Here is a 12,419-nt window from a genome sequence, read left to right on the forward strand (position 1 = left end):
GAAGCCACCAAACATTCTAGCCACTGTAGCTGGATTCAACAAAAAGCGAAAGTGGCTCGCTCAGAATGTGAGGTGGATGGAGCTTCTGACCTTGAGGCGCTCTTTGCCTCCTGGGAAGAAGCGAAGCCACCGAACATTCTAGCCACTGTAGCTGGATTCAACAAAAAGCGAAAGTGGCTCGCTCAGAATGTAAGGCGAAGCCACTCTTTTCTTACTTGCGCTTTTTCTTTTTCTTCTTGAATCCTGGTACATTTTCAAAGAATCCTTTTTTCTTCTTACCATTACTATTACCATCTTTTTTCCCTGGCTGACTAGCGGATGTGGATGCAGATGCAGATGCTTTTCCTTTTCCTTGTCCACCACGATCAAACTTTCTTCCTGTGCCGCGTTCACCACCGCGCTCATTACTACGTTCGCTACGTCCACCGCGTTTCTTTCTGCCTGTTCTTGGCTGTTCAATCACAACTGGACGATCTTTGAACTTACGACGAGGTGTGCCTTTCATGCCAACGATTTCAAAGTCGATTGCACGCTCGTCTTTATTTACGTTAATAACACGAATTGTAATTTCGTCACCGATGCGGAATACGTTACCTGTACGTTCTCCAATCATCGCAAAATGTTTTTCGTCATAACGGTAGTAATCATCTGTTAAATAGCTAACGTGTACAAGACCTTCAATTGTATTTGGAAGCTCTACGAATAAACCGAAGTTTGTTACAGAGCTAATCATACCGTCATACTCTTCACCGATCTTATCGACCATATACTCTGCTTTTTTCATTTCGTCTGTTTCACGCTCTGCTTCAACAGCGCGGCGTTCCATATTAGAAGAGTGCTCTGCAATCTCAGGTAAGTTTTCACGCCATTTCGCTTGCGTTTCGTTGTCTACTTTACCATTAATGATGTATTCACGAATCAATCTATGAACAATCGTATCTGGGTAACGACGAATTGGCGATGTGAAATGCGTGTAGAACTCAGTTGATAAACCAAAATGTCCTAAGCTGTTCGAATCGTAACGTGCTTGCTTCATAGAACGAAGCATAACTGTTGAAATGACTATTTCTTCCGGCTGACCTTGAACCATTTCAAGAATTTGCTGCAATGCACGAGGGTGTATTTCATTCGCACGTCCCTTTACTGCATATCCGAAGTTTGTTACAAACTCGAAGAAACGCTCAAGCTTATCTTCTTTCGGATCTTCATGGACACGGTACATAAACGGTACGTTCATCCAGTGGAAATGCTCCGCTACTGTTTCGTTCGCAACAAGCATAAACTCTTCAATTAACTTCTCTGATACAGAACGATCACGCATTACAACATCAGTCGGTTTTCCTTCTTCATCTACTAGTACTTTCGCTTCTTTAAAGTCAAAGTCAATCGCACCACGGCGCATACGTTTTTCACGTAAAATTTGTGCTAACTGCCCCATTTCTTTAAACATTGGTACTAGCGGCTCGTAACGTTCAATTAGTGCTTCGTCTTCATCTTCTAAAATGCTTCTTACGTCAGCATACGTCATACGCTCTGTCGTTTTAATTACACTTTGGAAAATCTCGTGTTTTACAACATCACCTAGATTGTTGATTTCCATTTCACAAGATAGTGTCAGACGGTCTACTTTCGGATTTAATGAACAAATACCGTTTGATAAACGATGCGGAATCATCGGAATTACACGGTCTACAAGATATACACTCGTTGCTCTCTCTGCTGCTTCAACATCAATTGGAGAACCTTCTTGAACGTAATGACTTACATCCGCAATATGAACGCCAAGCTTATAGTTACCGTTCTCAAGCTTCGTTACTGTAACAGCGTCATCTAAGTCTTTCGCATCCGCACCATCAATTGTAACAATCATTTGATCACGTAAATCACGACGATCTTTTATATCTTCTTCTGAAATCGTTTCTGGTACACTGTTTGCATGCTCCATCACTTCTTCAGGGAATGCTAAAGGTAAATGATGTTTATGAATGACAGATAAAATATCTACTCCTGGGTCATTTTTATGACCTAGAATTTGAATAACTTCACCTTCTGCGCTTAAACGGTTCTCTGGGTAGCCCGTAATTTTCACAACTACTTTATGGCCTTCTACAGCGCCCATAGATGCACTTTTCAAGATAAAAATGTCACTTGTCCAGCGTTTATTATCAGGTATAACAAATCCAAAGTTCTTTGACTCTGTATATGTACCAACTAGTTCCTTCGTTCCACGCTCTAAAATACGAACAATCGCGCCTTCTTGGCGTGATCCACTTGATTGTGCGCTAACACGTGCTAATACTGTATCACCATGAAGTGCACCATTTAATTCTGTCGGCGGGATGAAAAGATCATCATCTCCTGTTTTCTTCTCTTCTGGAACGACGAACGCAAAACCACGTGCGTGCCCAATTAATTTACCGCGTACTAAATTCATTTTTTCTGGAAGACCGTAGCGGTTACTACGTGTGCGGATAACAAGCCCCTTCTCTTCCATCATTACAAGTGCCTTTACGAAATCTTTAAAGCCCTCAGAGCCTTCGATTCCAAATGCCGATTCTAATTCTTGTATCGTTAACGGTTTATACGCTTCTTCCCTCATAAATAATAACAACTTATCAATATGTTCTTGCATGATTTCTTCCAAGCAGAAATACCTCCTTTAAACCCTTATATTATTTAGTGTATCCGAAAGATGGGGGATGTATAAAGTGAAACTTTAATCATCTCCCAATGATTTTTTACAGCTTTCATAAAGTGTAACTTTAACCAGTGGTTTTTTGTCCGTCCCCACTGATTATTAGCCCACAAATAGCGGGATAAAAATTCCCTTATGAAAAAAAGAGGCAACTAGACCTTACCAATCTAGTTGCTCCAAGAAGTTATATACATCCTCATGTAGCACATCACGTTCTTTATCAAGTGTAATGACATGCGTAGAGTCTTCATACCATTTAATGTCTTTTAACGTAGATTCTACACCGTTATAAATAATGTTAGCACTATCTGTATTAATCATCTCATCATGACGTGCTTGTACAACGAATGTTGGAGCATAAATCATATCAACATTATTGCGTACGTCACGAATCAACTCCTGTAATGCTTTTAATGTATTCATTGGTGTCTGTTTAAATTCAAACATTTCCTGCTCAATTCGTTCTGGTGATTTTTGCTCACGCTTTTTATATTCGCGGGCATATGCCAATATACCTTGGTACATAATTTCTTCACTTTTAATGTACATCGGTGCACACATTGGTACAACACCTAAAATCGGTAATGTATAAGCAAGTTTTAATGAGAATACTCCGCCTAATGATAATCCAACCGCAGCTATTTTCTCGTAACCTTGATCTTTTAAATGCTGGTAGGCATTCATTACATCTTTCCACCAGTCTTCAGGGCCTGTATGAACAAGCTCTTCTGGTGGTACACCGTGTCCTTTGTAAATTGGCGCATGACAAGTATAGCCTTTCTTCTCTAAGAAACGCCCTAGCATGCGTACGTCAGCTGAGTTCCCTGTGAATCCATGTAATAATAAAACAGCGCGGTCTCCACCTTCAAATGTAAATGGTTTCGGAGATGCTAATTTCATCATGTACTTCTCCTCTTTCTCTTCTGTAATCTAGTCGTATTCTTTCTATTCTTAGTGTACCATATTTATAATTCTATAATCTAATTAGAAACTTTTTTTGAATAACAAATCAAAAAAAGAAGAACCATTAGCATAATCCGCTAACGCTTCTTCTTTTAATTTTATAAATTTAAGTACGTAACACCAATTGTTAGTACGAAGAATAGTACAGCTAAGACAACTGTAACACGGTTTAATACCGCTTCAATTCCACGTGCTTTTTGCTTACCAAACAATTGCTCTGCACCACCTGAAATAGCGCCTGAAAGGCCTGAGCTATTACTAGACTGCATAAGTACCATAACAATCATTAAAATCGATACAATAATAAGTAAAACTGATAATAACGTATGCACTTGGCGTACCTCCTACAAAGATTCAGTTATTTTAAATGTAGCATAAATCCTATAGAAAAGCGAGAGCTATAGAATCGCTCTCGCTTTTCTTCTATTACATGAACATCATTGCGAATAACGGTCCAAGCAAACATGTCAAAATTGCTGTTAATGTCATTGTTACCGATCCAATAACACCTTCATGCTCATTATTTTTCATCGCTCTCATAACACCCATAATATGAGACGCACATCCAAAGCCAATCCCTTTACCAACTGAGTTTGTAACACGGCTCCATTTTAATAAAATTGGTCCTGAAATCGTTCCAGTAATCCCTGCGATAACGACGAATGCTGCTGTTAAGGACGGGACACCACCAACTTGTTCAGATACACTCATCGCAACTGGCATTGTCACTGATTTTGGTAAAGAAGATAAAATTAAGCTTTTATCTGTTCCCATAAGTGTGGCGATAGCAAAATCACTTGCAATAGCAACTGTTGTACCTACTAATACACCACCAGCAATTGGTACAACATATTTTTGCAGAACATGACGTTGTTTATAAAGCGGGATTGCAAATGCTACAACACCTGGTCCTAATAGCTTCGCAATCCAGCCACCACCACTTTCCATATAATTTTGATATGGTATATCAAGCATTATAAATAAGAAAGCCATTAATCCTGTTGCAACAAGCATTGGAATGGTAAATGGTGTTGGAAATAATTTGTAGATTTTTTTAGATAATTGATATAATAGCACCGTAAAAAGAACCCAACCGATTCCGATTAATATTTGGCTCATTGTGTCTCTTTTTCCTTTCTATTCGCAAGATATTGTCCTGTATGTCCTGCGACAATAATAATTAAAAACGTACTCGCTACAACTGTAATGAAAAGGGAAATTCCTTTACTCATAAAAAAAGCACCGTAATTCATTAAGCCAAGCGTTGGCGGAATTAATAAAAACGGCATAATAGCAACGAGTGTTTCTGCTCCTAAATCAAACCATTTCACTGGAAGTACTTTTAGGCTAAGCAAAACAAGTAGGAGGAACATCCCAATCAAACTTCCTGGAATCGGAAGATTCAACATTTCTTGCACCCAATTTCCAACGATATAAAATACATAAAGAGCAGCAATTTGGACAAGAATCTTTGTAAGTTTCATGTTCATCATCCCTCATGTTTATACGATCTTCTGTTAATATCCTTATCATAGTATAAATTGTAAAAACCTGCAATTTATCAAATCGACAACGAAAACCCACTATATTATACGCTTACACCCTTGATATGACTGCGTTTCCTAATGTAATTTACGTCAAAAACCTTGACCTAATATATAAAGTTTATATTTTCTGAATTTTGATGGTTATTATTTTAATAAAACAAAATCCTTCACTCCATTTTTATTCTGCCTTCTCTCTAGCACACATATATATATAAAGATAGGTGGTGAACGTATGTCTAAAAAAATTCTCATTTTTTGTGATCCTGGAATCGACGATGCGATAGCCCTCCTCCTCGCATTCTTTATCGATGAAATTGAAATTGTTGGGATTGTCGCTGATTACGGCAATGTTCCAAAAGAAATGGCCGTACAAAATGCTCATTTTCTTAAACAAAAATCAAGAAATAGAGATATGAAAATATTTGGTGGTTCAGACCGTCCTCTCAATGGAGGTCCACCCGCTTTTTTTACTAATATTCACGGTGAAGAAGGGTTAGGGCCAATCATCCCAAATGAAAAGTTACAAAACGGAGAAATGGAGAATTTTTTTGAAGTTATCCCTCTTATCGAGCAGTATAAAGACGAACTAATCATTGTAAGTTTAGGGCGACTCACTTCCCTAGCTGCTTTATTTATTTTATGTAAAAACTTAATGCAGCAAATTAAATCTTATTATGTAATGGGTGGTTCCTTTCTGCACCCAGGTAATGTAACTCCCGTATCAGAAGCGAATTTTTATGGCGATCCAATCGCGGCTAACATTGTATTACAATCTGCATCCAACATGTACATATACCCGTTAAATGTAACTCAGTATTCCATCGTTACACCTGATATGGCTGAATATATTGAGGCGAAAGGAAAGGCTTCTCTCGTCAAACCTCTATTCGATCATTACTACTATGGATATTACGAAAAAATTTTACCACGATTAAAAGGCTGCCCTTTTCATGACACGATACCGATATTAGCTTTACTTGATAATTCTATGTTTACCTACTACAAATCACCAATTACCGTCATGACCGAATCTTACGCTCAAGGAGCAAGCATCGGTGATTTCCGCTCTTTAGTAGGATCAAACCCATTCACCAATCGGCCCTCGCAGCAAATTGCTATCGATTTTGATTATAATCTCTTCTTTAAATACTTCATGTCACTTATGACAGACGAACAATTTTAGCAAAAAAAAAAACAGACCGTGATTTCTCACGGTCTGTCGTTATTTTCTACAATTATCGTTTGATATTGTAGAAAGATTGTAAACCAGCGTAAACAGCGATTTCGCCTAGCTCGTCTTCGATACGTAATAATTGGTTGTACTTAGCAATACGGTCAGTACGGCTCATAGAACCAGTTTTGATTTGGCCAGCGTTAGTTGCAACTGCGATGTCAGCGATTGTAGCATCTTCAGTTTCACCAGAACGGTGAGATACAACTGCTGTGTAACCAGCACGTTTAGCCATTTCGATTGCTTCGAAAGTCTCAGTTAAAGTACCGATTTGGTTAACTTTAATTAAGATTGAGTTAGAGATACCTTTTTCGATACCTTCAGCAAGTTTTTGAGTGTTAGTTACGAATAAATCGTCACCAACTAATTGTACTTTATCACCGATACGCTCAGTTAATAATTTGTGACCATCCCAGTCGTTTTCGTCTAAACCATCTTCAATAGAGATGATTGGGAAGTCTTTGCAAAGCTCTTCGTAGAAATCAACCATTTCTGCAGAAGTTAAGCCAGTACGGCCTTCGCCTGCAAGGTCATATTTACCAGTTTCTTTGTTGTAGAACTCAGAAGAAGCAACGTCCATTCCTAAGAATACGTTCTCGCCAGCTTTGTAACCAGCTTTTTCGATAGCTTCGATGATTACTTCTAATGCTTCACGGTTAGAACCAAGGTTTGGAGCGAATCCACCTTCGTCACCTACTGCAGTGTTAAGACCTTTGTCATGTAATACAGCTTTAAGTGCATGGAATACTTCAGCACCCATACGGATTGATTCTTTGAATGTTGGAGCACCAACTGGTAAGATCATGAACTCTTGGAAGTCAACGTTGTTATCAGCGTGAGAACCACCGTTGATGATGTTCATCATTGGAGTTGGTAATTGTTTTGCATTGAATCCACCAAGGTAACGGTATAATGGAAGACCTACGAAGTCAGCTGCTGCGTGAGCTACTGCCATAGATACACCAAGGATAGCGTTAGCACCTAGTTTACCTTTGTTTGGAGTGCCATCTAATTCGATCATAGCACGGTCGATACCAGCTTGGTCAGTTACGTCGAAACCAACGATTTCTGGAGCGATTGCTTCGTTAACGTTGTTTACTGCGTTAAGAACACCTTTACCAAGGTAACGAGATTTGTCACCGTCACGTAATTCTACTGCTTCGTGCTCACCAGTAGATGCACCACTTGGTACGATAGCGCGTCCGAATGCGCCGCTTTCTGTGTAAACTTCTACTTCTACAGTTGGGTTACCACGAGAGTCAAGGACTTCGCGAGCATAAACATCAATAATTGTTGACATAATAAATTCTCTCCTTTTTATATAAGCAAATTATTTAATAATTGTTTTACCTGTCATTTCTTTCGGTTGTTCCACATTTAAAAGTGTAAGCATTGTTGGGGCGATATCTCCTAAAATACCACCTTCACGAAGCTCTACATCATTTTTTGTAACGATGAAAGGAACCGGGTTAGTTGTATGAGCTGTCATTGGTCCACCTTCAGCAGTTAACTCCTGATCGGCATTACCATGGTCAGCAGTAATAAGTGCTACACCATCTTTTGCAAGAATCGCTTCTACAACTTTTCCTAAACATTCGTCAGTTGCTTCTACTGCTTTAATTGTTGGTTCCATCATCCCAGAATGGCCAACCATATCACAGTTTGCAAAGTTAAGAATGATAACATCATGTTTATCATTTTCAATGTCATTTACTAAAGCGTCCGTTACTTCATAAATGCTCATTTCAGGTTTCAAGTCATACGTTGCAACCTTCGGTGAGTTAATTAAAATACGCTCTTCTCCTGGGAATTCAGCCTCACGACCACCGCTAAAGAAGAATGTAACGTGCGGATACTTTTCAGTTTCCGCGATGCGAAGTTGCTTTAATCCCGCTTGCGCAACAACTTCACCTAATGTGTTATCAAGGTTCATTGGCTTGAATGCCACGTAACCATCTACAGTTTCACTGAAATGTGTCATACAAACGAATTCAGGAATGTGAGGTACTTTTTCACCACGATCGAACTCACGGAAGTCTTCGTTTGTAAATACACGAGCAATTTGAATTGCACGGTCTGGACGGAAGTTATAGAAGATAACTGCATCATCATTATTGATTGTTGCAACTGGCGTGTCATCTTCGTTAACAATTACAGACGGCAATACGAATTCATCATGAATACCATTTGCATAAGAGTCTTCTACACACTCTTCTGCTGATTTATAAGTAGGGCCTTCACCATTCACCATAGCACGGTAACATTTTTCTACGCGATCCCAGCGCTTGTCACGGTCCATGGAGTAATAACGACCAGAGATAGTCGCGAATTGTCCTACTCCTGTTTCTTTAATTACTTCATTTGTTGCATCGATATAACCTTTTGCTGTTTGTGGTCCAACATCGCGGCCATCTAAGAATGCATGGATATATACTTTCTCCACGCCTTCTTTTGCTGCTAAGCGAAGAAGAGCAAACATATGGTTCATGTGACTGTGCACACCACCATCAGAAAGTAAACCGAATAAATGAAGAGCAGTACCTTTTTCTTTCACGCTTTTAATTGCATTTTGGAAAGTTTCATTCTGATCGAACTCACCTTCACGAATTGCAACGTTTACGCGTGTTAAGCTTTGATATACGATGCGGCCAGCACCGATATTTAAGTGACCAACCTCTGAGTTACCCATTTGACCTGCTGGAAGACCTACTTCCTCACCAGAAGCTGTAAGCGTTGTGTGAGGGAATTTGTTCCAGTAACCATCAAAATTAGGTTTCTTAGCTTGTGCTACAGCATTCCCGTAAGTTTCTTCACGTAGTCCGAAACCATCAAGAATGATTAAAGCTGTTGGCTTTCTCATTTTACCGCCCCCAGAAGACCTAAGAACGAAGCAGGCTCTAAGCTAGCACCGCCAACTAAAGCGCCGTCGATGTCAGATTGTGCCATATACTCTTTAATGTTTTCTGGTTTTACGCTACCGCCGTATTGAATACGAACAGCTTCTGCAGCTTCTGGAGAAACAGCTTCTGCAACAACTTTACGGATGTGCGCACATACTTCATTTGCATCTGCAGAAGAAGAAGATTTACCTGTACCGATAGCCCAGATTGGCTCATAAGCGATAACAGTTACTTTAACTTGCTCTTCTGTTAAACCTGCAAGTGCTTTTGTTACTTGACCTGCTACTAGATCAAATGTTTTTCCGCTTTCGCGCTCTTCTAAAGTCTCACCACAACAAACGATTGGTGTTAAACCATGTTCAAATGCTGCAAGAGTCTTTTTATTTACTGACTCGTCTGTTTCAGCAAACATTTCACGACGCTCAGAGTGGCCAAGTACTACGTAGCCTACTTTTAAGTCGCTAAGTGCTACTGGGCTAATTTCGCCAGTGAATGCACCATTTTTTTCGAAGTGCATGTTTTGTGCACCTACTTGTAAGTCAGTTCCTTCAGCCTTTGCTACTAAGCGCTCTAAGAATAGAGCTGGCGAACAAACTACTGCATCAACAGCTGAAGCTGCTGGGATTTGACCTTTAACTTCCTCTACGAAGCTAACTGCTTCAGATAGAGTTTTATTCATTTTCCAGTTACCTGCGATAATTGGTTTACGCATGCTTTGCACCGTCCTTTTTCTTTGGCTGCTACTTATTTGTCGTTAAGACACACTACACCTGGAAGTTCTTTACCTTCCATGAATTCTAATGACGCACCGCCGCCAGTAGAAATGTGGCTCATTTTATCAGCCATACCGAATTTTTCAACAGCTGCTGCAGAGTCACCACCGCCGATAACAGAGTATGTATCTTCTGCATCTGCTAATGCTTGCCCTACTGCTTTTGTACCTTCTGCGAATGGAGTCATTTCGAATACACCCATTGGTCCATTCCATACAACAAGCTTAGAGTTTTTAATTACATCTGCATAAATTTCACGTGTTTTAGGACCGATGTCCACGCCTTCCCATGTAGAAGGGATAGAGTCGATACCAACGATTTGAGTTGTTGCAGTTTCAGAGAATTCCTCTGTGATTACAACATCAACTGGCATATAGAAGTTTACGCCTTTTTCTTTTGCAAGTTGCATAAATTCTTTAGCTAGTTCAATTTTGTCGTTTTCACATAGAGATAGACCAATTTCATGACCTAATGCTTTAACGAATGTGTAAGCAAGTCCGCCACCGATGATTAAGTTATCTACTTTGTCTAATAGATGACGAATTACACCGATTTTATCTTTTACTTTCGCACCACCGATGATAGCTGTGAATGGACGTTCTGGGTTAGAAAGTGCTTTACCTAATACATCTAACTCTTTTTCCATTAATAAACCAGATACTGCTGGTAGGTAGTCTGCGATTCCTGCTGTAGAAGCGTGAGCACGGTGAGCTGCACCGAATGCATCGTTTACGAAGATATCAGCAAGAGCTGCAAATTCTTTCGCAAGTTCTGCATCGTTCTTTTCTTCGCCCGCATAGAAACGTACGTTTTCAAGAACTAATACGTCGCCTTCGTTCATTGCTGCAACCATTTCTTGTGCAACTGGTCCGAATGCTTCGTCCGCTTTTTTAACATCTTTACCAAGAAGCTCGCCTAAACGTGCTGCTACTGGAGTAAGACGTAATTCTTCTACTGCTTCACCTTTTGGACGGCCTAAATGACTTGCTAAAATTACTTTCGCACCTTGCTCTATTAAATATTGAATTGTAGGAAGAGCTGCACGGATACGAGTTTCATCTGTAATTTTGCCTTCTTTCATAGGTACGTTGAAATCAACGCGGCAAAATACACGCTTACCTTTTAAATCTACGTCACGAATTGATTTTTTGTTCATTGGATTTCCCTCCGACTACTAGTTAGGATTGACAAAACCCATTCAAAAGCTTAACACATTTGCTTCTAAAACGAAAGAAGAGAGAGAGGGAACAAACCCTCTCCCTCGTTTTGTCATTGATTGCTTATATACTTAAGAATTAAAGACCTTTAGAAGTCATGTATGCAGCTAGGTCTACTACGCGGTTAGAGTAACCAGTTTCGTTATCGTACCAAGAAAGTACTTTAACCATGTTACCTTCCATTACCATTGTAGATAATGCATCGATTGTAGAAGAAGCTGTACATCCGTTATAGTCGATAGATACTAATGGCTCTTCGCTGTATCCAAGGATACCTTTTAATTCGCCTTCAGAAGCTGCTTTGAATGCTGCGTTTACATCTTCAACTGTTACTTCTTTGTCAAGTTCAACAACTAAGTCAACAAGAGAAACGTTAGCAGTTGGAACACGTACAGCGCCGCCGTTTAATTTACCTTTAAGTTCTGGTAATACTAATGCTACAGCTTTAGCAGCACCAGTAGATGTTGGGATCATGTTTTCAGCTGCTGCACGAGCACGACGTAAATCTTTGTGTGGTAAGTCTAAGATTTGTTGGTCGTTAGTGTAAGAGTGAATTGTTGTCATCATTCCGCGTTTTACGCCGAATTTTTCGTTTAATACTTTAGCGAATGGAGCTAGACAGTTTGTAGTACAAGAAGCATTAGATACTACGTTGTGGTTAGCTGCATCGTATTGTTCATGGTTAACACCCATAACTACAGTGATATCTTCGTCAGAAGCTGGAGCTGAGATGATAACTTTCTTAACTGATCCACCTAAGTGTTTCTCAGCGTCTGATTTTTTAGTGAAACGGCCAGTAGATTCTACTACTACTTCTACTCCGTAGTCGCTCCATGGTAATTGAGCTGGGTCACGCTCAGCGATAACTTTAATTTCTTTACCGTTAACAACGATGCTGTTTTCGTTAGCAGATACTTCTGCATTTAAAGTTCCGTGAACTGTATCATATTTTAAAAGGTGAGCTAATGTTTTAGCATCTGTTAAGTCGTTGATCGCTACTACTTCTACCTCAGAGTTGTTAAGAGCTGCGCGGAATACGTTACGTCCGATACGTCCAAATCCATTAATACCAATTTTAGTCATTTAAATTTCC

At 39.6% G+C, this 12,419-nt stretch carries 11 protein-coding genes; 1 reads left to right on the plus strand and 10 read right to left on the minus strand.

Going from position 1 to position 12,419, the window contains the following annotated elements; all coding sequences use genetic code 11:
• Nucleotides 1–211: 211 nt before the first annotated feature.
• The 5 genes from rnr to MKX37_RS25090 form a co-directional block, all read right to left on the minus strand.
• Nucleotides 212–2,632 (minus strand): ribonuclease R, encoded by a 2,421-nt coding sequence (gene rnr, locus MKX37_RS25070; protein WP_370458377.1) that lies wholly within the window; start codon nucleotides 2,630–2,632, stop codon nucleotides 212–214.
• Nucleotides 2,633–2,854: 222 nt separating this feature from the next.
• Nucleotides 2,855–3,595, minus strand: a complete 741-nt coding sequence (locus MKX37_RS25075) for an alpha/beta hydrolase (RefSeq protein WP_162836430.1) — start codon at nucleotides 3,593–3,595, stop codon at nucleotides 2,855–2,857.
• A 161-nt stretch (nucleotides 3,596–3,756) separates the two neighbouring features.
• Nucleotides 3,757–3,990, minus strand: a complete 234-nt coding sequence (gene secG, locus MKX37_RS25080) for a preprotein translocase subunit SecG (protein ID WP_002016062.1) — start codon at nucleotides 3,988–3,990, stop codon at nucleotides 3,757–3,759.
• 94 nt (nucleotides 3,991–4,084) lie between these two features.
• Nucleotides 4,085–4,777 carry an LrgB family protein gene (locus MKX37_RS25085; protein ID WP_002129877.1) on the minus strand — a complete coding sequence of 231 codons (693 nt, stop codon included), beginning with the start codon at nucleotides 4,775–4,777 and terminating at the stop codon, nucleotides 4,085–4,087.
• Nucleotides 4,774–5,151 carry a CidA/LrgA family holin-like protein gene (locus MKX37_RS25090; protein ID WP_170935229.1) on the minus strand — a complete coding sequence of 126 codons (378 nt, stop codon included), beginning with the start codon at nucleotides 5,149–5,151 and terminating at the stop codon, nucleotides 4,774–4,776. Before MKX37_RS25090 ends, MKX37_RS25085 begins: the two co-directional genes overlap by 4 nt.
• Before the next feature lie 286 nt (nucleotides 5,152–5,437).
• Here MKX37_RS25090 and MKX37_RS25095 point away from each other — a divergent pair, with 286 nt between their 5' ends.
• Nucleotides 5,438–6,388, plus strand: coding sequence for a nucleoside hydrolase (locus MKX37_RS25095; protein WP_033731065.1), 951 nt, complete (start codon nucleotides 5,438–5,440; stop codon nucleotides 6,386–6,388).
• Between the two features lie 52 nt (nucleotides 6,389–6,440).
• Here MKX37_RS25095 and eno read toward each other — a convergent pair whose 3' ends face one another.
• The 5 genes from eno to gap form a co-directional block, all read right to left on the minus strand.
• Nucleotides 6,441–7,736 (minus strand): phosphopyruvate hydratase, encoded by a 1,296-nt coding sequence (gene eno, locus MKX37_RS25100; protein ID WP_002034740.1) that lies wholly within the window; start codon nucleotides 7,734–7,736, stop codon nucleotides 6,441–6,443.
• A 30-nt stretch (nucleotides 7,737–7,766) separates the two neighbouring features.
• Nucleotides 7,767–9,296, minus strand: coding sequence for a 2,3-bisphosphoglycerate-independent phosphoglycerate mutase (gene gpmI, locus MKX37_RS25105; protein ID WP_002129880.1), 1,530 nt, complete (start codon nucleotides 9,294–9,296; stop codon nucleotides 7,767–7,769).
• The gene (tpiA, locus tag MKX37_RS25110; protein WP_002016069.1) at nucleotides 9,293–10,048 is read right to left on the minus strand and encodes a triose-phosphate isomerase; all 756 of its coding nucleotides are present in this window, start codon (nucleotides 10,046–10,048) and stop codon (nucleotides 9,293–9,295) included. Before tpiA ends, gpmI begins: the two co-directional genes overlap by 4 nt.
• A gap of 32 nt (nucleotides 10,049–10,080) precedes the next feature.
• On the minus strand, nucleotides 10,081–11,265 hold the full coding sequence (locus MKX37_RS25115) for a phosphoglycerate kinase (protein WP_033731066.1): 1,185 nt from the start codon (nucleotides 11,263–11,265) through the stop codon (nucleotides 10,081–10,083).
• A gap of 139 nt (nucleotides 11,266–11,404) precedes the next feature.
• Nucleotides 11,405–12,409, minus strand: coding sequence for a type I glyceraldehyde-3-phosphate dehydrogenase (gene gap / locus MKX37_RS25120; protein WP_002016071.1), 1,005 nt, complete (start codon nucleotides 12,407–12,409; stop codon nucleotides 11,405–11,407).
• Between the last annotated feature and the right edge of the window lie 10 nt (nucleotides 12,410–12,419).

It is taken from the genome of Bacillus sp. FSL R5-0709 (assembly GCF_038004785.1).
In the GTDB taxonomy this organism is placed as follows: domain Bacteria; phylum Bacillota; class Bacilli; order Bacillales; family Bacillaceae_G; genus Bacillus_A; species Bacillus_A mycoides.